Raw genomic sequence first — 20,096 nt, 5'->3', positions numbered from 1 at the left:
CGAGCCGCGCGTCGGCTGCCGCGGTACCCACCTGATCCGGACGCCGGAGTACGGCGTCGTCGTATCCGTCGCCGACCTGGCGCTGTGGTCGTCTCCCCGGGGTCGACGGTAGAGGGAGGTCACACAGGATTCGTCGGCAGCACCGAACACGATGTCTCCTGGAGTCAAGCGTGCCTCCGATAGAGGGCCGTCATCTATGGTCCAGGGACGCACAGAACTGCCAGTTCGTCGCCAGTGAGCGCTTCGTCTAGAAGCCGGGTAGTCGAAGAAAAGACCGCACCGAAGCCGCGTCGTGACCGGCTTATCCGCCGAGGAAGTCCTGACGGACCTGCTCGTCGCCGAGCAGCTTCTCGCCGGTGTCGATGTACCGGTTCTCACCCTGGACGAGCACGTAGCCGCGGTCGCATCGCCGGAGCGCCTCCTTGGCGTTCTGCTCGACCATCAGGATGGCCGTCCCGGAGTCGTTGATGTCGTCGATGCGATCGAACATGTCGTCGACGAGGTCGGGCGCGAGCCCTGCCGACGGCTCGTCGAGCATCAGCAGCTTCGGCTCCAGCATGAGCGCACGGCCCATGGCGAGCATCTGCTGCTGGCCGCCGGACATCGTTCCCGCCTTCTGGTCTTCGCGCTCTTTGAGGATGGGGAAGCGGTCCCAGACGGCGTCGAGCGCGTCCTGTGGCACCTCGTCGAGGATGTACGCGCCCATCTCGAGGTTCTCCCGCACCGTGAGGTTCGGGAACACGTTGTCGTTCTGGGGGACGAAGCCCAGTCCCTCGTAGATGATCTCCTCGGGGTTCTGACCCGTGATGTCGACGCCGTCGAACGTGACGGTGCCGCCCATGTGGGTCGTCAGGCCGAAGACCGACTTCATCGCCGTCGACTTGCCGGCGCCGTTCGGGCCGACGATGGTCACGTACTCCCCGTCCGCGACGTCCATCTGGACGTCGGTGAGGATCTGCAGGTCGCCGTAGCCGGCGTCGAGGTTCCGAACCTCGAGCAGCGATTCGTCGGGGACGAGGAACTCGCGTTCCGTGGTCGCTGAGCTCATACGTCACCTCCGAGGTACGCGTCGATGACCTGGTCGTTCGACTTCACTTCCGCGGGCGTTCCCTCGGTGAGGATAGAGCCCTGGTGCATCACGATGACGTGTTCACAGTTGTTCATGATGAGGTCCATGTCGTGTTCGACGAGCAGGAACGTGTAGCCCTGCTCGCGAAGTTCGTGGATGTGCTCCAGAAGCCGCTTTTCGAGCGTCGGATTGACGCCCGCGAACGGCTCGTCCAGCAGGAGCATGTCCGGGTCGGTCAGCATCGCACGGGCGAGTTCGAGCAGCTTCCGCTGGCCGCCGGAGAGGCCACCGGCCTGCTGATGCGCGAGGTGCTCGATGTCGAAGAAGTCGAGCGTCTCCCAGACGCGGTCGAGGATTTCCTCCTCTTCGTTCTGGACGGCACTGCGGGTCCAGGGGAGCACCGATTGCGCGAACGATTCGCCGCGCTGGTTCTGCGGTGCGAGCATAAGGTTCTCGAGAACCGTCATCTCCTCCAGCTCACGGGCGATCTGGAACGTTCGGACCAGTCCGCTGAGCGCGATCTCGTGCGGTTCGTAGCCGGTGATGTCCTCACCGTTGAACAGCACCTGCCCGCTGTCGGGCTTGTGCATGCCGGTGATGAGGTTGAACGTCGTCGACTTGCCGGCGCCGTTCGGGCCGATGAGACCCGTCAGCGTCCCCGATTCGACCTCGAACGAGGCACCGTTGACCGCCTGGATACCACCGAAGGATTTCTTCAGGTCCGTGACCTGCAGCGGCGTCTCCGAGAGGTCGGGGCCGCCGGTCGCCGTCTCGAGCGTCGTTTCGGAGTTCGTGTCACTACTCATCGGACTCACCTCCGTCGTTCCCCGCGGACCGACGCAGCCGCGGTCGGTCGAGAGAGATGCTTGCCGCCGTCTCCGTCCGGTGGCCGAGCATACCCTGCGGGCGGTAGATCATCACGAGGATCAGGACGATACCCATGATGACCAGCTGTAACTGCCGGATGTTCGCGAAGATGTACGCGATCATCGGAACCGGATCGAGCCCGTTGATGACCTCCCCGCCGGCCTGCCCGAAGGTTGCCGGCGCATTCTGGATGGGGAGGACCTGATTGAGCACGTTCTTCAGGTAGAGCGGGCCCTGGAACAGGGTCCCCGCGAAGACCGCCCCGCCGAGTATGCTCCCGGTGTTCGACCCGGAGCCCCCCAGGATGAGGGCGATCCAGATGAAGAACGTCATCCGCGGCCGGATGTTGGTCGGCGTCACCGTCCCCTGGCCCCAGAGCCAGAGGATGCCGACGAGACCCATGAGACCGCAGCCGATCATGAACGCCTGGATCTTGAAGCGGTCGGTGTCCTTCCCGAGCGCGCGGGCGACGTCCTCGTCTTCACGAATGGCCTTGAGCACGCGACCGAACGGGGATTCGCCGGTGCGCTTTAGGAGCCAGTAGAAGCCGTAGACGCCTGCGAGCAGGAGGAAGCCGTAGACGAGCTGGTCGACGATGGGCTTCGGATTCTCGATGGCTGCCGCCCCGAACAGGCCGGGAAGGTCGTTCCCGAACCAGTGGACGAGACCACCGTAGAAGCTCGAGAGCCCGAGCCCGCCGACGAGGGCGTCCATCGGGGACGGGAAGTCGTAGATGATACCACTCCCGCCACCCAGGCCGATGTTCTGTGCCGGCAGGATGCCGTACTTACCGAGTGTGATGACCTCGAAGTCGCCCGAGAGGAAGGCGAACCGCATGATCTCGGAGAACGCGATGGTCACGATTGCGAGGTAGTCGGCGCGGAGGCGAAGTGCGGGCAGCGCGACGATGAACCCGAATGCGGTCGCCACGGCGACACCCGCGACGATGCCGACGACCCACGGCAGTCCGAACCCTCCAACCTGCCCGCTACTGGGGGCGGAGAAGGAGTTCGAGACGATGGCCATCGTGTAGATACCGACGCCGGCGAAGCCGATGATACCGATGTTGAACAGTCCCGTGTACCCCCACTGGAGGTTGAGCGCCAGTGAGAACATCGCGAACAGGGCTATCCAGGTCGTCAACGTCCCGATGGAGTTCAGCTGACCGCGAAGCGGGTAGCCGAGCACCAGGCCGGTGACGATGTAGACGGCGTACAGGCTCACCATGACGGCGAGCACCATCATCCAGTCCTCGGTGAACACCGTCTCTATCAGCGACGAGTTGGCCTCTGCACGACCGTCGCCGTCGCCGGGCTGTGCGCCGTCGTCTGCGGTGGACATCTCTGCACTCATGAGGTCGACCTCCCACTGAAGATACCCTGCGGCTTGAACAGCAGGATGACGATCATCACGACGAACGCTGCGACGCGGGCGAAGCTGGACGGAATCCAGAAGACGGCGATGGACGCGGTCACACCGATGACCAGGCCGCCGACGATCGCGCCGTAGATGGAACCGATACCGCCCAGGATGACTGCTGCGAAGATGAGCAGCAGTAGCAACCAGCCGTCCTGGAACGAGATGGTCCCGCTCCAGAGGACGAGCATGTAGCCGGCGATGCCCGTGAGGGCGCCGCCGATGACCCACGTCGACTTGATGACGCGTTCGGTCGGGATGCCGGTGACGCGGGCGAGGTCCTCGTTCTCGGACATCGCGCGCATCGCCTTCCCGAGCTTGGTGTACTGAAGCAGGTAGTGAACGCCGGCCATCAGCCCGACGGAGATGACCACGAGCGTGATGTCGTGTGCACTGATGGTGAAGTTACCGTCGATGAAGTACAACGAGATGGCGGGGTTCGCGTCGAAACTCGTCGTCCCGCGGCTCGCGGGACCGAAGATGAACGCGAGCAGGTACCGGAGCGCGAACGCGACACCGATACTCGCGATGAGCAGGCTGATACCGTCTGCATCGCGCATCGGCTTGTACACCATCTTGTCCATCGCGAGCGCGAGTCCCGCGGTCAATCCGCCGGCGATGACCACACCGACGAGAATCGCCAGCGGCGTACTGGCGATACCGATGCCGAGCTGGGAGCCGGTGACGCTCTGTCCGGCACCGACCAGCAGGCGCGACCCCAGCGTGTATTCGGCGCCGAGTCCCGCGATGAGGTAGGTGGTCCCCCAGCCGACGAACGCACCGGTCGAGAGGTAGTCCCCATGCGAGAAGTTCGCGAAGTTCAGAATACTGTACGTCATCGACAGACCGATACCGGCGAGTCCGATGACGAGCCCACGGAGCAGGCCGTCATAGACGTTTGTGGCTACCTTCGAGAAAGCCAGGTCGCCGGTAGCGATGCGCCGGAGAAAATCGACGAGTAAGAACACGCCGATGGCCCCGACGAGCAGTGCCCCCGGATTCTCGAGGACGAACTGCCTGCCACGGTCTACAGTGTTATTGACACCCATTCGCTATCCCTACCCACAATGGAGAGAACCACCCATTAAATCTTTCCTGATAACGCCACACGTGGATAGGTATACCAACGTCTATCCGGCGTTTCTGATTCGCGTGATTGGTCGGATATATGGCCTCTCCAGACGAACGTGAGACCGTCGCTAGCGTCCCTGTGTCGGACATCTCGCCAGCATACGAGATGGACCTGATACGTCTTGCCGGAAAATCGTGGTAGAGACGCTCAAACACACGAAAGCGAACGAAGCCCGTTCCCAAGCCACCAAGGAGAAAGGTCTATGCTTGGGCCCCTCGCACGCACATCCATATGCCGGTAGGGACCCTCGATGACCTCGCGGTAGACGGCCGTCGGGTCGGGGTACGGGTCGACATCAACAGTCCGCTCTCAGACGACGGTCTCGCCGACGACGCGAGGCTCCGCGCGCACGAGGAGACGCTCTCAGAGCTCCTCGAACGCGGCGGTCGCGTCGTGATTCTCGCACATCAGGGTCGCCCTGGCGGGGACGACTTCGAGACGCTCGAGGCACACGCCGAGCGACTGGACGAACTGCTCGATAACCCCGTCAGCTACGTCGACGCGACGTTCACGACGGCGGCACGGAACGCCGTCGAATCGCTCGACGACGGAGAGGCCGTCGTGCTGGAGAACACCAGGTTCTACAGCGAAGAGTACATGACCTGGGACCCGGTCGAAGCCGGTGAGACGCACCTCGTAACAGGACTGCTCCCGGTGCTCGACGCCTACGTCAACGACGCGTTCGCGGCCGCACACCGGTCGCAGCCGTCGCTCGTCGGCTTCCCTCAGCATCTGCCGAGCTACGCCGGCCGGGTGATGGAACGGGAGATAGACGTCCTCGGAGATATCGAGTCCACCGCGGGCCCGCGCGTGTACTGTCTCGGCGGTGCGAAGGTCCCCGACTCCATCGACGTCGCCTGGAGCGTCCTCGAGTCGGGTCTCGCCGACCAGATACTGACCGGCGGAGTCGTCGGGAACGTCTTCCTCGTCGCAGACGGCGTCGACATCGGCGACGCGAGTACCGAGTTCATCATGGACCAGGGCTACTGGGACGAGATAGACCGCGCGAGAGATCTCCTGGACGCACACGGCGACCGAATCCGGTTCCCCCAGGACGTCGCGGTCGAGCGCGACGGCGAACGTCGCGAAATCGGTCTGAACGCCCTCCCCGGCCGGGAGGACGAGGCCGCGATGGACATCGGCGACGAGACCCTCCGCATCTACCGCTCCGTACTCGAAAACGCGAAGACGGTCATCCTGAACGGCCCGGCTGGTGTCTTCGAGGATCCGGCCTTCGAGAAAGGGACGCGTGAACTGTACGCGGCCGCCGGCGAGGTAGACTACAGCATCGTCGGTGGCGGTGACACCGCCGCGGCCGTCCGGAAGTTCGGTCTCGAGGACCGCTTCGACCACTTCTCGACCGGTGGGGGCGCCTGCCTGCAGATGTTGACCGGCGGCGACCTGCCGGCCGTCGAAGCGCTCGAGGCCGCCAACTGGTAGACCCTTGGTCGACTTCGCCACGCTCGCGGACCTGGACGAACTCGCGGACCGGTGGGTCGATCTCGCCCACGAACAGCGACCACACGGGAGCTACATCCGAGCGTTCGAGAACCGCGACGTCATCAGGACGAACTTCGCCCGGCACATCGTGGACGACGGCGTGCTGGTCGACCGCGCCGATGGCCGAATCGTCGGCTTCGTCATGTTCGAGGTCTCGGGCGGCGACCTCTCGCTCGACGTCACCCGGGGCATGATACACAACCTCTACGTGGTTCCCGAGTACAGGAACGCAGGCCGTGGACCGACCCTACTCGCGGCTGCCGAAGCGGCGTTACAGAACCGGGGCGTCGACTCGGTCCAGCTCGAGGTGATGGCCGGCAACGAACGCGCCCGTTCGTTCTACGCTCGGGAGGGCTACGAGGAACATCGCGTCGTCATGGAGAAGCGAGTCCGAGTCGAAAGTGATACTAACGCGAAGGACCACGACTGACGTACGAAAGCGTGCCAGGGGAGCATGGGCGGTTCATGCACTCGACTTGTAATCGAGACTTCGTGGGTTCGAATCCCACCCCTGGCTCTCCTCTTCGAACACGCTGAGAACGGAGAGCGAACGGTGGGGATTGCGGATCAGAGCGCGAACGGCGTGTGTTGCGAATCAGAGCGCGAAGCGGGGAGAGGGGCCGTAGTACGAATCGTTGCATCCCGGCGTCGTTATTCGCGTTGCTAATCGAGTCCGGGAGTGCGTCGCTCGTCGACCACGAGAACGGAGAATCGAGAGAGTCGTTCAGTACCCGTAGCCGTCGGTATCGTTCCGCGCGGCCGGGTCCTGCTGGTCGTTGAGCGACTGGTTGAAGAGGTCGCCGCGCTCCTCGCGGGTCTCCTCGGCAGGACCGTAGGCGGAGATGCCGAGCGAGATGAGCTCTTCGACGGCGTCTTCGCGGTTCAGGAAGTCACCACTGGCGACGAGCCGGTCCAGTTCTGCGTCGAGCGTGTCGGACATCGAAATCTCTGCTTTGGGCATATGCGTGGCTTGGATAGTGGGGGTCGTTAATGCTCGGGTTGCGGTCGAAACGTGTCGCCCCAACAGTCTTGGGAGATATACACACAACCGTTATGTCTCTCCGATCCGTACCACTGGCTACGATGACCGATTCCGACGAACTCGAGGCCATCCGTGAAGCCAAGAAGCAGGCACTTCTGTCCCAGGCGAGCGAGGACGCGGTGGACGCCGCGCGACCTGGTTCGACACCGGACGAGCCGATTCACGTCGAGAGCGTCGAGCAGTTCGAGGCCGCGCTCGACGAGTACGAGGTCGTCCTGGTCGACTTCTACGCTGACTGGTGTGGGCCGTGCCAGGCCCTCGGCCAGTACATCGGCGAGGTCGCCGCCGAATCGACCGCCGCCGTACTGAAGGTCGACGTCGACGTGCATCAGGGACTGGCGGGCCAGTATGGCGTCCAGGGTATCCCCAACCTGCTGGTGTTCCGCGACGGCGAGACCGTCCAGCGACTAGTCGGGCTGAAGCAGAAAGAGGAACTCCTCGCGGCTATCGAGGCCGCCTGAGCAGGCGGGGCGTCAGTCGTGTCTGTCGCAGAGAACGAACCGAAACGGCCCTGTTCTCCGCCAGTGAGGTGGCACACGAATGCGCGTCAGTGTCATCGGCGGGAGCTCGGTTCCAGACGAAGTGTACGACCGCACGGAGGAGATAGGCTACCAGCTCGGGCGTCGGGGACACACCGTCGTCTGCGGCGGCCTGACCGGAGTGATGCGAGCGATCTGTGAGGGTGTCAACAACGGTGGCGGGACGACCATCGGTATCCTCCCTGGCGAGAACTACAACGGGGCGAACGCCTTCGTCGACGTCCCCATCGCGACCGGCATGGGGCACGCCCGGAACGCCCTCGTCGTGATGAACGGCGAGGTCGTCGTCGCCATCGACGGCGGGCCCGGCACGCTCTCGGAGATCGGCTTCGCACAGGTCTTCGGCAAGCCACTCGTCGGCGTCGGGACGCACGACGTACCCGGAATCGAGACGGTCGACACGCCAGAAGAAGTCGTAGAGTTCGTCGAAGCCAACGAGTAGGGCGGTCACGGCCGGGCCGGTGGTGACGAAAAGAGCGATTTCACCTAGAGCCATTCTTATGACAATTCCACCCAACGTTTCGAATGTCGGCAGGACAGTCGCCCACCAGTCGACCGCGGCTCGGCAACGTCCCCGCCGTGCCGTCCGGTCGTTCCCCGCAGTCAAGACATCCACCCGCGCGACCTCGGACACCAGCCTGTCAGCAGCCGTGTCCACGGCCTGCCGACTCCGTTATCCACTCCGACCGCGGCCCTGCCCCGGCCGTGGGTCGTTTTCAGACACGTCGAGAGTTACTCAGATATGTCGGGAGGAGACCCGACCGCCTCGGTGATCAGCTACGCGCTCGTCGCACCGTCGAACAGGTCCGCATGGAGCCCGTCCGCGACGACGTCCATGAGCGTCTGGAGGTTCCGGGTGTCGTCGCGGTTGTACTCGACGAGCGTGTCGAGTGCCGACTGGCTGCCGCGTTCGTACTCGTTCCAGAGCCTGACGGCGTCACGTCCAGAGATGTCCGGACCATCCCTGGCGATACCGACGTCTTTCTCGATGGCTTTCAGGCCACCGTCGAGCCCGATACGTTTGCACGGGTACATCAGGTCGATGTGCGGGGCGTCGATGTTCACGTCGAACGACCGCTCGAGGAACGGGACGTCGAACCGTGCGCCGTTGAAGGTGGCCACCAGCGCCGCGTCGGCGAACTGCTCTCGCAGGGCGTCGGCTGTCAGGTCGTCACCACGTACCAGCGTCGTCGTCTCGCCACCCTGATGGAACGAGACCGTCGTCACGTGGTCGCGCGATTTGGAGAGGCCGGTCGTCTCGATGTCGAAGAAGCAGGTCTCGTCGCGGAAGTTCTCGTAGAGCCGCCAGGTCTCCGCCGAGGGGAGCGCGTCACCGAAGAAGCGGCTGTCGCCCGCTGCGAGGTGGTCCCGCGCGGTGTCGATGAACGCCTCGATACGGTCGGCCGTCGTCGATCCGACCACGGAACCGTCGAAGTCGTCCCAGTGGGTGATGCCCGCCTGCCAGAGCTTCCGTTCGGTCTGCTCGCCAACCCCTCGAACCGGGATGAAGCTGTTCTCGATTCGCACACTCGAACGAAGAGCAGGGCCGTCGAAAACCTGTCGTCTCTCCCGTGCGACTCGGCGGGCACCGACCCGGCTCAGAGGCCCTCGTACTCGCGAACGAGTTCTCGCCACTCCTCGGGGATGGGTCGCGACTCGCCCGTGTCGAAGTCGTACGCGACCATCACGGTCGAGCCCGTCGCGGCGACGTCGCCGGATGCCCGTACCTCGTAGGTCATCTCGAAACTCGACGACCCTATCTCTGTGACGGCGACCGCGACCTCGACCTCGTCATCGAGCGTGACGGGTCGGTGGTAGTCTATCTCGAGGTTAGCGATGACGCCATCGAGCGAGTCGAGACCGCCGATGACCTCGGTCAGGTAATCGACGCGCGCCTCTTCCAGGTAGGAGACGTAGATCGCGTTGTTCACGTGACCGGCCAGGTCGACGTCGTTGAATCGGATGTCGATGTCTGTCGTGAAGGGTTCGTCGCGGGTTCCGACCATACCTGACGGCCGGCTCGAAGGAACCTACCGCTTTCGGACGAGGCAGAGGACAAGGGTCGAACCGGGATCCGGGTCTCAGCAGAAAAACGGTCAGTCGGCGGCGGCGAAGAACAGGCCGATCGTCGCAGGCGATGGACGGTCAGTCGTCGCCGGTCAGGTAGAACGTCCGGTCGACGATCTGGACGAGTGCGTCGGCCCAGGCGTCGAGCGACTCGCCGGTCGCGGCAGGTACTTCGAGGACCACGTCGGAGTCGTCCACCTCGATGTCCGCGTGGGTCATCCGGTCCTTGTCCAGGTAGTTCCGGAGCTGGTACCGGAGGAGTTGCTTGCGCGCTGCATCGAAGGTGACGGATTCCTCCGGGCTGAGACGGAGCGACGCCGCCCCACCGTCGACTGCAGCCGACAGGTTCCACGTGCGTGACGAGAGGGGGAACCTGAAGCTCGAGCCGTCGAGCTCCGAGACGGCCTGCGTGAGCACCATGTCGGAGACGTCCGGTCCGAGACTGCTGCCACCGGCCTCCTCCGCGAGCGAGGTCAGCTGCTGGTCGACGACGTCGACGATTCGACCGGGTTGCTCGGCGTCGTCGTCCGACGTGTCCGGCTGTTCGGGCGACTGCTGAGCGGTCCCGTCGTCTTCGGGACTGTCCACGATTTCGGCGTCGGCTGCGTCCGTCACGGCGTCAGATTCGGCGGCGGCGTCCATATCGGACTTCTCGACGGCATCCTCGATTCCGCCCGAGTCACCAGCCTCGCCTTCCACGTCGTCGGTCTCCCCGTCTCGCGCGGCGTCGGTCGCTCTGTCTCGCGTGGCGTCCGCTCTGTCTCGCGCGGCGTCGGTCGCTCCGGCGACGCGTCCGTCGAAGTCGACCTCGTACCAGGCTTCGTCTTCCGTGGCGAATCGACCGAGGTTGGCGCCACTGGCGGCTGCAGTCCCCGTATCCTCGTCGGTCGCCGTGGCTTCCAGGTCCTCGATGGTCCTCGTCTCGACGTCCTCGACCACCGCGTCCACGTACTCGAATTCGTCGTCGAATCCCATCGCCTCGACTCCACCTGGTGATGCGAGCCCGCGGTTCGTCCGGGCTTCTCGACCGAAGTTCTGGACCAGTTCCGCGGTCGAGGTTTCCGGCTCGAGATCATCGAGCTTGGCGACGTCGACGCCGAGCGCCTCTGCGACCGCTTCCTCGTCGACGTCCTGACTGTACTCGGCTGCGGATGCTTCGAGTGCGATGGGGTCCTGCATCCCTGATTCGCTGTCGTCATCGGGCGACTCCTCGCCATCGTTGCCGTCGCCGCCTTCTCCCTCTTCACCGTCGTCCGCGTCTTCCGAACCGTCGTCCGCGTCTTCCGAATCGTCGTCCGCGTCTTCCGAACCGTCGTCCGCGTCTTCCGAACCGTCGCGGACGTCCTCGTCGTCGCGAATGTCCTCGTCGTCAGCGTCCTGCGCAGGGTTGTCTGCCCCATCGGCCTCGTCCGCGTTATCGGCGTCGTCCAGGTCGTCGGCCTCGTCCACCTCATCGGCGTCGCCGTCGTTTTCGCCGTCGCCGTCGTCCAGGTCGTCCGAGCCTTCATCGTCGGTGGCGTCGTCGGGAGCGACGTCTTCTCCATCCTGCTCGTCGTCAGTACCGCTCTCGTCTGCCCCCGTGGTGTCCACTGCATCGTCGCCCAACTCGGTTGCGTTCGTCGTGTCGACTTTATCGCCCCTCTCGTCTACCGATGGGGCCGCTGCCGACGGTGCGGCGGCCTGCCCGGTCTGCTGGAACTGCCCGACACCCGCTCCGGTCGAGCCGCCCGGCCGCCCGACACCGACGGCGTTCGCCCCGGCGGCCGCGCTCGGCGACGGCTGTGACGACGCTACGGCACCGGCACCGGCGGGGTCGCCGTGAGTCGCGTCGCTCGAAGCAGCGGCTCCCTGCGCCAGCCCGCCGAGCCGGTCGTGGATGCGGGTGAGCGTCATGTCGATGGTGCCCAGATCCTCGTCCACGTCGTCTTCGAGCGAGTCTATCCTCTCCGCAACGTCCCGGAGTGCGAGCGCGATGTCCCACGCCACCACCACCCCGAGGAACAACAACATGAGAAAGATGGTGACGGCGATGCCCGCCAGCACCTCGATGCTGACCTCGACCATTGTATCTGGTAGCCGTCTACGACGAGTTTTCTAATAGTGGTTCGGTCGAAATCGAAACTTGATTCGGATCGGTTCCGCGTCGCTGGGCCGCTTCCTCCGAAGATATGGTCGTGCGGCGGCGGCGGCGACGACGCGAGCAACCGCTAAGTATCGACTCTCCCTACCGACCACATGAGCGAGTCTGACGGCCCATCCGAACGTACAGTACAGTCGGACAACGTTTCGACAGCGACCACGGAGTACTCGGACCCGGTCCACGTCGAGAGCGCGGAGCACCTGACGGCCCTCGTCACCGAGAACGACGTCGTCCTTGTCGACTTCTACGCGGACTGGTGTGGTCCGTGCCAGATGCTCGATCCGGTCGTCGAGACGGTCGCTACCGAGACGGCCGCCGTCGTCGCGAAGGTCGACATCGACGAACTACAGTCGCTGGCACAGGACCACCAGGTCCGCGGGGTTCCGACGCTACTGCTCTTTGCGGGCGGTGAACAGGCGAAGCGGCTGGTGGGCGTTCAGGAACAGTCGACGCTCGTCGAACTGGTCGAATCGTACAGCTGAGCCGGAGACGTTCCGCTTCAGCGGGAGTCCGCGTCTTCAGTCACGGCTCACTGACTCGTCTTCAAGCGAGAGCCAGCCACTGTCGCCGTCGTGGTCACGGAGCGACCAGCGTTGTTCGAGCTCACCGGTTCGCTCGTCGCCATCCTCGGAACGTCGGATTTCGACGACCGCGTCGAACAGCGGCTGGAGCAGTCGCACGTAGTCGTCGTCTCGCTCCAGCGGGAGGTGGAAGTGGCCGATTCCGCGGAGCTCGCGCGTCCGCGACGTCAGCATATGCAGAAGCCGGAAAACGGTCTGTGGCTCGTGTCCATCGAGCATGGGTGTCACGGCGTCGAAGCAGAGGCGGAGGTCTGCTGAGTCGAGGTCGGTCTCGTCCGCCACTTCGTCTACCGTTTCGAGTACCGCTGCGCCGATGGTACTCAATAGCGGAGACTGGACGACCGCTCCTGACTCGCCTGCATCGGCAGTTCGCTGCCTCTCGTCGTTCGTCCCTCGTCCTGCGTCGTTCGTCCCTCGTCCTGCGCCGGACGTCTCGGTCGCTCCCCGCTGACCTTCGTCTGGTGGGCGGCGCCCACGGTGAATCTGCACCGTGAGACCCTCACCGCCCTCGGTCGGAGCCGTCGAAGCGTCGTCGAGGACGTCGACGAGAATCCGCTGTCGCGACTCGGTGCCGAGTTCGCCAGCGAGTCGGTGGCAGATTTCGCGGTGGGCGGACGAACTGGCCGGTCCAACGACGAGGATGCAACTCCCCTCCTGTCGCATCGTCCTCAGCGTCTGGGCGAACGCCGTACTGTCTGGCACGCCCCCACCGTGCTCGGACCTCATTCGGTCCTAATTGACGAGTCGGTCTCCGATAAATATTGTGTTGGGGACCAGACTAGAATTCGTCTACACCCACTTCCCCGCATCTACGGCTGGAACGGGGCGGTTTCGGGCCGGAGTCGCCCGGTGCGTCCAGTCCATGGACGGCACGAACCGACGGGGCGGACGGTTTTTGTCGGTCAGGCGAGAAGGTGGTACCATGAGCGAATCGAGGGACGATCGCGAGCTGGCCGAGGATGCCGCGGCCCTTGCCAGAGAACTTCGGGAACTCCGAACCGAGCTCGCGCGTCAGCGGCCCGAACCACCCCGCGGTCCGTTCGGCGTGCCCAGACCACCGACTCCTCGCGAGTTCGTCAAGTTCGCCGACGAGGTCGCCATTCCGGCGACCATCGCACTGCTCGAGACGAACATCAAACTACTCGAAGCGCTCCAGCGGGCGATTCGACTCGCGGAGGGCGGGCAGCGGGCGCGAGAGCGCGGGGAAGCTGCCGGGAAGTCCGCACACTCCAGGGCAGAGTCGCTGAGCCGGGAGACCCTCGGTCGCGCCAGCGACGCCCTCGCAGAACTACAGTCCGTCCTCGCAGGAACCGAACTGCCCGAGGACGAGACGGCGAGGAGTATCCTCGAAGAGGCGCGTGATATCCGTGCGGAGATCCAGCGACAGCTCGGAGCCAGCCGTCGCGAAGACCACTCGCTGGACGAATACACTCGAGGTTCGGAATCCGGCACGCGAGATGGCTCCCGCGAGTCAGGTGGGCGTGACGGCGTGAGTGATGGACACGGGGACGAACAGGACGGGGGAGACGAGGGGGCGGCAGACGAACCCGTCGAGATAGACGTCGATGCCGAACTCGAGACGTTGAGGCGACGGTACGGCGACGCGGATGGCGGGAATAAATCGAACGGCGCTGATGCCGGGAATGAATCGAACGGCGCTGATGGCGAGGGCGATTCGAGCGACGAAGCCGTCGAAGATGGCCCTGATGACGCAACCACTTGATGCGGTTCTGGCGCCGGTTCCCCCGACGGAAGTTCCGGTGACAAGGATTCTGTGTGACGGAACCGCGATTTGGAAGCCGACACCCCGGAGTAACTGGCCGAGGTCCGGGTTCGTGCCCGAGTTGGATAATGGGGCCATACAGGCGCCGTCGACGGTCCGCGAGAAGGAATCGCTGGAAGGTCGTGACAGAAGAGAGCTGTTTTTACGGCCGCGTCGTCGACCGGCCGCGGGGCGTGTCAGTCACACACAAACGAGATACCCCTGTGGCCCGTGTGTAGGATTATGCAACAGCCAGGTGAGATGACGGTCCTCGTCGCGGGAGCGAGCGGCAGAACCGGACGAGAACTCGTCGACGTGCTGCTCGACGCCGGTGTCGGTGTGCGCGCGCTCACGAGGAACCCCCGGAACGTCGAGACGCTCCGCATCCAGGGCGCCGACGAGGTCGTCGTCGGAGACCTGCACTATCCCGACGACGCCAAGATGGCGGTCGAAGGTGTCGATGCAGTCCTCTGTGCCGTCGGAACGGGGCCGGGTCCAAAGCTGGTCCTCGGGGACGACCTCGTCGACGGAGCGGGGGTCGTCGAACTAATCGATGCGGCCGTGAGTGCCGGCGTCACACGGTTCGTCTACGAGTCGTCCATCGGTGTCGGAAACTCGAAGTCGAAGCTACCGTTGCCGTTCCGGCTGCTGCTCGGGCGGGTACTGGACGCGAAGGGACGATCGGAGGCCCATCTTCGAGCGTCGGGGCTCTCGTACACGATACTTCGACCCGGCGGCCTGACCAGTGGCCCGGCGACCGGGGAGGTCCTGGTCGGTGAGGGCGGCGAGACGGTCAGCGGGACGATTCCACGAGCCGACGTCGCACGTCTCATGGTCGCGGCGCTGTTTACGCCAGAGAGCGAGGACCGGACGTTCGAGGTGGTGAGTCGTGATGGTGCACGCGGCTCGCCGACCGGTCTCGTCGATATCGACTGGGAGTTGCCCGAGCGGACCGTCGTGAAGAAGTAGTTCTCGCCTCAGGAATCGACACCGGTTGCTGCGGTATCGAGCGCCCCCGCGGTACCGGATGCCCGGCGGTACCGAACGTCCGGTTCAGACCGGTTCGAACCGGTAGCCGTCCCAGTCCTGGCTGGCGGGTTCGCGTATGCCAGCGCCGGGCTCCCGAAGTTCGTCGACGTAGACGGGTCGGACCTCGTCACCGGTCTGGACGTCGTCGGTCGTCGTCTGGCCGATAGCACGCACCGACTGGCCCTCGACCTCGAACTCGACGACCGCGATGGTGTTCGGCGTCCTGACGCCCGGTGGCGTCGACATACTCGTCGTCCACGTGACGACCTCGGCGGTGTACTCGCTCAGGTCGATGGTTCCGACGGGCTCTGCCCCGTCGCGACTGCGGGGGTGGCCCGGGTAGCTGATCGTTCCGTCCTCGTACTCGTAGGCTTCCATCGTCATTGTGCTGCCTCCATGATGGTGGTGATGACACAGTTCCCGAATCCGCCGACGTTACACGTGAGACCGACGTCGACGTCGTCGAGCTGTCGGTCGCCCGCACCGCCGACCAGCTGTTGGTAGATCTCGTAGCCCTGTGCGACGCCGCTCGCGCCGAGCGGGTGCCCCTTCGACTTCAGGCCACCGGAGGTGTTGATGGGGAGTTCCCCGTCCATCTCGGTGTAGCCCTCCTCGACCAGTTCCCAGGCCTCTCCAGGGTCGGCGAAACCGAGTCCCTCCATCTGGAGGAACTCCAGGATGGTGAACATGTCGTGAAGCTCTGCGACGTCGACGTCTTCCGGAGACAGGTCGGCCATCTCGAACGCCTGTTTGCCGCTCTCGACGACACCACCCATGACGGTCGGGTCGTCACGTTCGTGGACGACGTGAGTGTCAGTCGCACCTGCGACGCCCGACAGGGTGACGTACTCGTCGGTGTACTCCTTCGCGACCGATTCGGGGCAGAACATCAGGGCCGCGCTCCCGTCCGTGATGGGACAGAAGTCGTACAGTCGTAGCGGGTCGGCTACAATGGGCGACTCCATCACCGTCTCGAGGTCGACCTCCTTACGGAACTGCGCGTGCGGGTTGTTCACGCCGTTCTTGTGGTTCTTGACGGCCACCTTCGCGAGCGACTCTCGCGGGGCATCGTACTTCTCGAGGTAGTGACGCGCCGTCAGCCCGGCGAAGCTCGGCAGCGTGAGGCCGTGTTTGTACTCGACCGGATGCGTGATCGATGCGATGACGTCGGTCGCCTCCTCCGTCGTCCTGTGGGTCATCTTCTCGCCGCCGACGAGCAACGTCATGTCGGAGGCACCCGAGGCGACGGACTGCCACGCAGCGTACATCCCGGCGCCACCCGACGAGGAGGTCTGGTCGACGCGCTGGGTGTACGCCGGCATACAGCCGAGGTCGTGCGCGAGTGCATTCATCACGCCTGTCATGCCCTCGAACTCACCGCTGGCCATGTTCGAGACGTAGAGGTGGTCGACCTCGTCGGGACCGACTCCGGCGTCGTCGAGACAGGCTTCCCCGGCCTCGGCGAGCAGCTCCATGATCCACTCGTCCCGGTTTCCGAATTTCGTCATCGAGGCGCCGATGACTGCTACGCGTTCCATGTCAGAAGCCACTCACGGCTACGATTTAGTTCTGTTCCTGACCGGAATTTCTGTCAGTTCGGTCCGCCCTCACGTTCCGCCGTTACCGTCCCCGCCACTCACCCCCGTTGCAAGTGAATCTCGGTTCGCACTCGGACTCTGGTACTCGACGTCGATATCCTTTCGTCCGCTGGAGGTGCAGTAGCTCGGACCACCCGCTCGGAACCATCGCCACTTTTCTCGATGATGCGACAGAGGGCGGCCGTGATGTGTTCCACTCCCACCGTGATTACGAGTGAAACCAGTCTAGCGAGTAGACGGTTGCGATCGAGTAGACGGCCGAGACGGGCCCGTGCTACCCACACACCACCGTTGCAAGTGAACTCGGCCTTCGAGCAGCGTAGACCCCACCGGCGTTGCAAGTGACGAGGGGCATCGAGTCGTGAGGCACGCTTCCGGATAGAGAGACACCACCGTTTCGAGTGAACGTTTCCCGACATGGCCGATGCCGGTCCAGACACACAGACACCACTGTTACGAGTGAAGCGGGACGAACGAGGGTGGGAGGGTGGGTGGCGTCGCGGAGGAGAGGATACGAGCGAGGAACGGTACGTGAGTAAGACGCGTGCTCCGTGTCCAATGGCACTATCAAAGCTCTATGGAGCTTGTTTCGGGCATCTTCACTTGCAATGGTGGTGAGTGGGTTCCCGTCCTCGCGGCGCCTCGGACGAATACCGGTTCGCTGATACGAGCCCGAGTGAATCACCGATCAGAGCAATAAGTGTGCTACTGAATTTCAACCTCTTCCCTCGTCTGGGGTCTGGCCGCTACTAGCTCGGGAGGCACCTCGGTAGAACCGGCAAGATAGCACCACGATGTTTCACGGGAAACGGTGGTGTGTTGCTCTCTAGTAGACTAGCTAGTTCTAGCTTCACTCGTAACAGTGGTGTCTGTGTGTCCATGGAGGGAGCTAGCATGGACCACTACCGGTCCTCACAACTCCACCGACAGTGAACGACCGTGAGCTTTCACATGAAACACTTGAATCACTTGTAATGGCGGTTCTTTTATACCCGGAGTGACACCGGGATGGTATGCGCCGGTTCGAGCGGAAACGCGCGGTCTTCGGGAACAAGGATGCCCTCCGGGAGAGCTACCAGCCCGACCAGATCGAAGAGCGTGACGAGGAGATAGAGGCATACATGGACGCGCTCCAACCGGTCATCGACGGGTGGGAACCGAACAACATCTTCCTGTACGGAAACACGGGCGTGGGGAAGACGGCGGTCACGGAGTACCTGATGAACCTCCTGCAAGAGGACGCCGAACAGTACGACGACGTCGACCTCTCGGTCATCTCGCTCAACTGCAAGCCGCTCTCGTCGTCCTACCAGGTCGCGGTCGAGCTCGTCAACGAACTGCGCCCCGACGGCGCCGAGATATCGACGACGGGCTATCCGCAACAGACCGTCTTCAACAAGCTGTACGACGAACTCGATAAGCTCGGGGGCACCATCTTGCTCGTCTTCGACGAGATAGACTCCATCGGCGAGCGCGACGAACTCCTCTACGAACTTCCGCGGGCGCGCTCGAAGGGAGACCTGACCGAGGCAAAGGTCGGCATCATCGGCATCTCGAACGACTTCAAGTTCCGCGACCAGCTCGACCCCCGCGTCCAGGACACGCTCTGTGAACGGGAACTCCAGTTCCCGCCGTACAACGCACAGGAGCTGAACAACATCCTCTCTTCCCGCGCCGAGATCGCCCTCAGGGAGGACACCTACGAGGACGCGGTCATCCGGCTCTGTGCCGCACTCGCGGCGAAGGACCGCGGGTCCGCACGACAGGCGCTCGACCTGCTCCTCGTCGCAGCCGAGCAGGCCGAGAACGCGGACGACCACCGCGTCACCGAGGAGCACGTCGAGGAAGCACGTCACGTCCTCGAGCGAGAGCGCGTCGAGGAAGGCATCCGTCAGCTGACCCAGCACGGCCACCTCGCACTGCTCGCGGTCGTCTCCATCGCCGCCGAGGGCGGCACGCCGGAACGGACGCGCGCCATCTACAACCGCTACCTGAACATCTGTGACGGGTACGGCGTCGACAGCCTCGCCCAGCGGTCGGTCCACAACCACCTCTCGGACCTCCGGATGCTCGGCATCCTCACCGCCCGTGAGAACCGCTCCGGGTCCCGGGGGAACTTCTACTCCTACGAGCTCGACGTGCCACTCGAATCCGCGCTCACCGCGCTCGAGGACGAACTCGACATGAAGCAGCGGTTCTCGGACCTTCGGACGGTCGCCAACCTCAACGGGATTCGGTGAACTGGATTCGGCTCGAGGGCTTCCGTCGGTATGCTTTTCCGACCCGCAGTCACCGTTCCATACGATTGTTGCTGGCAAGAGAGGTATCCCGAGATGTACTCAGTGTAAGGTCTTCACCGATGGGCGACTGACTCTCCGAGCATCTGGTGGACGGCTGATTCTCTGAACCTCCTGTTAGACGGCTGATTCTCTGAACCCCCTGTTAGACGGCTGATTCTCCGAGCGTTTAGTGGAGGACGGAGGCGTGGAGGTCACTATACTACCCGGCGAGACGCGACACAGGACTTCCGCACAGATTCCGTTCTGGAGAGGTGGTGAAAATCGAGAAGATGACCGACGTCGCCCCGCGCTAGAGGTCCATGCCGCCGTTCACGTCGATGACCTCGCCGGTGATGTACGAGGACTGTTTGCTGGCGAGGAAGCCACAGAGCGCGGCGATGTCCTCGACCTCTGCGAATCGGCCGAGCGGAATCTGTGAGACGATACGGTCTTTGACCTTGTCCGGGACGGCTTCGAGCATCTCGGTGCGCGTGAACCCGGGGGCGACGCAGTTCGCGGTCGAACCGCCCGAGGCGAGTTCGATAGCGATGGTCCGGGTGAACCCGAACATCCCGGCCTTCGCGGCCGCGTAGTTCGCCTGTCCGAAGTTCCCCTGCTTGCCGACGATGGACGAGATGTTGATGAGCCGGCCTTCCGGGGACTCCCAGATGTCGTCGTAGAACGTCTTCGTACAGTTGAACACGCCGCCGAGGTTCACGTCCATCACCTGGTCCCACTCCTCGCGGGACATGTTGACGAAGCGGGTGTCCTTCGTGATACCGGCGTTGTTGATGAGGACGTCGATGGGGCCGAAGGCGTCGTGCGCCTCGTCTCGCATCGCTTCGACCTCCTCGATGCGGGTGACGTCCGCCTGCGAGGTGATGGCCTGTCCACCGTGCTGGTGGATCGTGTCGACGACCTCCTCAGCCTCGTGCGCCGACGACCGGTAGTTGATGACGACGTTGGCTCCTCGTTTTCCGAGGTGTTCTGCGATACCGCTCCCGATTCCGCGTCCTGCGCCTGTGACGAGGCACGTTCGTCCATCCATTGACATAATTTGTAAATCTCTTGCGGG

The 20,096-nt window shown here is 64.0% G+C and carries 20 protein-coding genes and 1 tRNA gene; 9 read left to right on the top strand and 12 right to left on the bottom strand.

Annotation, left to right across the window (positions count from 1 at the left end; genetic code table 11):
* Positions 1-301: 301 nt before the first annotated feature.
* The 4 genes from ACSC1Y_RS00795 to ACSC1Y_RS00780 form a co-directional block, all read right to left on the bottom strand.
* Complete coding sequence (locus tag ACSC1Y_RS00795) at positions 302-1,048, bottom strand: ABC transporter ATP-binding protein (protein ID WP_435332643.1); 747 nt, start codon at positions 1,046-1,048, stop codon at positions 302-304.
* Positions 1,045-1,875, bottom strand: coding sequence for an ABC transporter ATP-binding protein (locus ACSC1Y_RS00790; RefSeq protein WP_435332642.1), 831 nt, complete (start codon positions 1,873-1,875; stop codon positions 1,045-1,047). The genes ACSC1Y_RS00795 and ACSC1Y_RS00790 overlap by 4 nt, the downstream gene beginning before the upstream one ends.
* Complete coding sequence (locus tag ACSC1Y_RS00785) at positions 1,868-3,181, bottom strand: branched-chain amino acid ABC transporter permease (protein WP_435333162.1); 1,314 nt, start codon at positions 3,179-3,181, stop codon at positions 1,868-1,870. The genes ACSC1Y_RS00790 and ACSC1Y_RS00785 overlap by 8 nt, the downstream gene beginning before the upstream one ends.
* A 104-nt stretch (positions 3,182-3,285) precedes the next feature.
* Positions 3,286-4,401 (bottom strand): branched-chain amino acid ABC transporter permease, encoded by a 1,116-nt coding sequence (locus ACSC1Y_RS00780; RefSeq protein ID WP_435332641.1) that lies wholly within the window; start codon positions 4,399-4,401, stop codon positions 3,286-3,288.
* Between the two features lie 314 nt (positions 4,402-4,715).
* On the opposite strand from ACSC1Y_RS00780, the gene ACSC1Y_RS00775 reads away from it, so the two are divergent.
* The 3 genes from ACSC1Y_RS00775 (at position 4,716) to ACSC1Y_RS00765 (ending at position 6,501) form a co-directional block, all read left to right on the top strand.
* Entirely contained in the window at positions 4,716-5,924 is a 1,209-nt protein-coding gene (locus ACSC1Y_RS00775; RefSeq protein ID WP_435332640.1) for a phosphoglycerate kinase, read from the top strand.
* A 4-nt stretch (positions 5,925-5,928) separates the two neighbouring features.
* Positions 5,929-6,414, top strand: coding sequence for a GNAT family N-acetyltransferase (locus ACSC1Y_RS00770; RefSeq protein ID WP_435332639.1), 486 nt, complete (start codon positions 5,929-5,931; stop codon positions 6,412-6,414).
* Positions 6,415-6,427: 13 nt separating this feature from the next.
* Positions 6,428-6,501 (top strand) — tRNA-Thr (locus tag ACSC1Y_RS00765).
* Positions 6,502-6,708: 207 nt separating this feature from the next.
* Here the strand turns inward: ACSC1Y_RS00765 and ACSC1Y_RS00760 are convergent.
* A complete protein-coding gene (locus ACSC1Y_RS00760; protein ID WP_435332638.1) occupies positions 6,709-6,945 on the bottom strand; it encodes a ribbon-helix-helix domain-containing protein in 237 nt (78 codons plus the stop codon).
* Positions 6,946-7,067: 122 nt separating this feature from the next.
* On the opposite strand from ACSC1Y_RS00760, the gene ACSC1Y_RS00755 reads away from it, so the two are divergent.
* A complete protein-coding gene (locus ACSC1Y_RS00755; RefSeq protein ID WP_435332637.1) occupies positions 7,068-7,487 on the top strand; it encodes a thioredoxin family protein in 420 nt (139 codons plus the stop codon).
* 79 nt (positions 7,488-7,566) lie between these two features.
* A complete protein-coding gene (locus ACSC1Y_RS00750) occupies positions 7,567-8,007 on the top strand; it encodes an SLOG cluster 4 domain-containing protein (RefSeq protein WP_435332636.1) in 441 nt (146 codons plus the stop codon).
* 335 nt (positions 8,008-8,342) lie between these two features.
* Here the strand turns inward: ACSC1Y_RS00750 and ACSC1Y_RS00745 are convergent, their stop codons facing one another.
* The 3 genes from ACSC1Y_RS00745 to ACSC1Y_RS00735 all read right to left on the bottom strand — a co-directional run bounded on the left by ACSC1Y_RS00745 (position 8,343) and on the right by ACSC1Y_RS00735 (position 11,696).
* Positions 8,343-9,092, bottom strand: coding sequence for a ribonuclease H-like domain-containing protein (locus tag ACSC1Y_RS00745; protein ID WP_435332635.1), 750 nt, complete (start codon positions 9,090-9,092; stop codon positions 8,343-8,345).
* A 71-nt stretch (positions 9,093-9,163) separates the two neighbouring features.
* Complete coding sequence (locus ACSC1Y_RS00740; protein WP_435332633.1) at positions 9,164-9,571, bottom strand: acyl-CoA thioesterase; 408 nt, start codon at positions 9,569-9,571, stop codon at positions 9,164-9,166.
* 139 nt (positions 9,572-9,710) lie between these two features.
* Entirely contained in the window at positions 9,711-11,696 is a 1,986-nt protein-coding gene (locus ACSC1Y_RS00735; protein WP_435332631.1) for a hypothetical protein, read from the bottom strand.
* Between the two features lie 171 nt (positions 11,697-11,867).
* On the opposite strand from ACSC1Y_RS00735, the gene trxA reads away from it, so the two are divergent.
* The gene (trxA, locus tag ACSC1Y_RS00730; protein ID WP_435332629.1) at positions 11,868-12,254 is read left to right on the top strand and encodes a thioredoxin; all 387 of its coding nucleotides are present in this window, start codon (positions 11,868-11,870) and stop codon (positions 12,252-12,254) included.
* Positions 12,255-12,290: 36 nt separating this feature from the next.
* Here trxA and ACSC1Y_RS00725 read toward each other — a convergent pair whose 3' ends face one another.
* Entirely contained in the window at positions 12,291-13,079 is a 789-nt protein-coding gene (locus tag ACSC1Y_RS00725; RefSeq protein ID WP_435332628.1) for a DUF7504 family protein, read from the bottom strand.
* A 196-nt stretch (positions 13,080-13,275) separates the two neighbouring features.
* On the opposite strand from ACSC1Y_RS00725, the gene ACSC1Y_RS00720 reads away from it, so the two are divergent.
* Both ACSC1Y_RS00720 and ACSC1Y_RS00715 read left to right on the top strand, forming a co-directional pair.
* Positions 13,276-14,076 (top strand): DUF7547 family protein, encoded by an 801-nt coding sequence (locus ACSC1Y_RS00720; RefSeq protein WP_435332627.1) that lies wholly within the window; start codon positions 13,276-13,278, stop codon positions 14,074-14,076.
* A 282-nt stretch (positions 14,077-14,358) separates the two neighbouring features.
* On the top strand, positions 14,359-15,084 hold the full coding sequence (locus ACSC1Y_RS00715) for an SDR family oxidoreductase (protein WP_435332626.1): 726 nt from the start codon (positions 14,359-14,361) through the stop codon (positions 15,082-15,084).
* 84 nt (positions 15,085-15,168) lie between these two features.
* Here ACSC1Y_RS00715 and ACSC1Y_RS00710 read toward each other — a convergent pair whose 3' ends face one another.
* Together ACSC1Y_RS00710 and ACSC1Y_RS00705 are read right to left on the bottom strand one after the other, a co-directional pair.
* Positions 15,169-15,528, bottom strand: a complete 360-nt coding sequence (locus ACSC1Y_RS00710; protein ID WP_435332625.1) for a nucleic acid-binding protein — start codon at positions 15,526-15,528, stop codon at positions 15,169-15,171.
* Positions 15,525-16,682 carry a thiolase family protein gene (locus ACSC1Y_RS00705; protein WP_435332624.1) on the bottom strand — a complete coding sequence of 386 codons (1,158 nt, stop codon included), beginning with the start codon at positions 16,680-16,682 and terminating at the stop codon, positions 15,525-15,527. The genes ACSC1Y_RS00710 and ACSC1Y_RS00705 overlap by 4 nt, the downstream gene beginning before the upstream one ends.
* A gap of 1,073 nt (positions 16,683-17,755) precedes the next feature.
* Here ACSC1Y_RS00705 and ACSC1Y_RS00700 point away from each other — a divergent pair.
* On the top strand, positions 17,756-18,982 hold the full coding sequence (locus tag ACSC1Y_RS00700; RefSeq protein WP_435332623.1) for an orc1/cdc6 family replication initiation protein: 1,227 nt from the start codon (positions 17,756-17,758) through the stop codon (positions 18,980-18,982).
* Positions 18,983-19,331: 349 nt separating this feature from the next.
* On the opposite strand, the gene fabG is transcribed toward ACSC1Y_RS00700, so the two are convergent.
* Positions 19,332-20,075, bottom strand: a complete 744-nt coding sequence (gene fabG / locus ACSC1Y_RS00695) for a 3-oxoacyl-[acyl-carrier-protein] reductase (RefSeq protein WP_435332622.1) — start codon at positions 20,073-20,075, stop codon at positions 19,332-19,334.
* Positions 20,076-20,096 lie beyond the last annotated feature (21 nt).

Origin of the sequence: Haloarchaeobius lipolyticus (genome assembly GCF_051208015.1) — an archaeon.
Lineage (GTDB): Archaea > Halobacteriota > Halobacteria > Halobacteriales > Natrialbaceae > Haloarchaeobius.
This window is presented reverse-complemented; position numbering and strand designations above follow the sequence as displayed.

Bases quoted from the DNA above. Each gene is read 5' to 3' on its own strand.
- ACSC1Y_RS00760 (WP_435332638.1), bottom strand. From the start codon at position 6,945: ATGCCCAAAGCAGAGATTTCGATGTCCGACACGCTCGACGCAGAACTG.
- ACSC1Y_RS00780 (WP_435332641.1), bottom strand. From the start codon at position 4,401: ATGGGTGTCAATAACACTGTAGACCGTGGCAGGCAGTTCGTCCTCGAG.
- ACSC1Y_RS00735 (WP_435332631.1), bottom strand. From the start codon at position 11,696: ATGGTCGAGGTCAGCATCGAGGTGCTGGCGGGCATCGCCGTCACCATC.
- ACSC1Y_RS00755 (WP_435332637.1), top strand. From the start codon at position 7,068: ATGACCGATTCCGACGAACTCGAGGCCATCCGTGAAGCCAAGAAGCAG.
- ACSC1Y_RS00710 (WP_435332625.1), bottom strand. From the start codon at position 15,528: ATGACGATGGAAGCCTACGAGTACGAGGACGGAACGATCAGCTACCCG.
- ACSC1Y_RS00750 (WP_435332636.1), top strand. From the start codon at position 7,567: ATGCGCGTCAGTGTCATCGGCGGGAGCTCGGTTCCAGACGAAGTGTAC.
- ACSC1Y_RS00700 (WP_435332623.1), top strand. From the start codon at position 17,756: ATGCGCCGGTTCGAGCGGAAACGCGCGGTCTTCGGGAACAAGGATGCC.
- ACSC1Y_RS00775 (WP_435332640.1), top strand. From the start codon at position 4,716: ATGCCGGTAGGGACCCTCGATGACCTCGCGGTAGACGGCCGTCGGGTC.
- ACSC1Y_RS00705 (WP_435332624.1), bottom strand. From the start codon at position 16,682: ATGGAACGCGTAGCAGTCATCGGCGCCTCGATGACGAAATTCGGAAAC.
- ACSC1Y_RS00795 (WP_435332643.1), bottom strand. From the start codon at position 1,048: ATGAGCTCAGCGACCACGGAACGCGAGTTCCTCGTCCCCGACGAATCG.
- trxA (WP_435332629.1), top strand. From the start codon at position 11,868: ATGAGCGAGTCTGACGGCCCATCCGAACGTACAGTACAGTCGGACAAC.
- ACSC1Y_RS00790 (WP_435332642.1), bottom strand. From the start codon at position 1,875: ATGAGTAGTGACACGAACTCCGAAACGACGCTCGAGACGGCGACCGGC.
- ACSC1Y_RS00720 (WP_435332627.1), top strand. From the start codon at position 13,276: ATGAGCGAATCGAGGGACGATCGCGAGCTGGCCGAGGATGCCGCGGCC.
- ACSC1Y_RS00725 (WP_435332628.1), bottom strand. From the start codon at position 13,079: ATGAGGTCCGAGCACGGTGGGGGCGTGCCAGACAGTACGGCGTTCGCC.
- ACSC1Y_RS00715 (WP_435332626.1), top strand. From the start codon at position 14,359: ATGCAACAGCCAGGTGAGATGACGGTCCTCGTCGCGGGAGCGAGCGGC.
- ACSC1Y_RS00785 (WP_435333162.1), bottom strand. From the start codon at position 3,181: ATGATGGTGCTCGCCGTCATGGTGAGCCTGTACGCCGTCTACATCGTC.
- ACSC1Y_RS00740 (WP_435332633.1), bottom strand. From the start codon at position 9,571: ATGGTCGGAACCCGCGACGAACCCTTCACGACAGACATCGACATCCGA.
- fabG (WP_435332622.1), bottom strand. From the start codon at position 20,075: ATGTCAATGGATGGACGAACGTGCCTCGTCACAGGCGCAGGACGCGGA.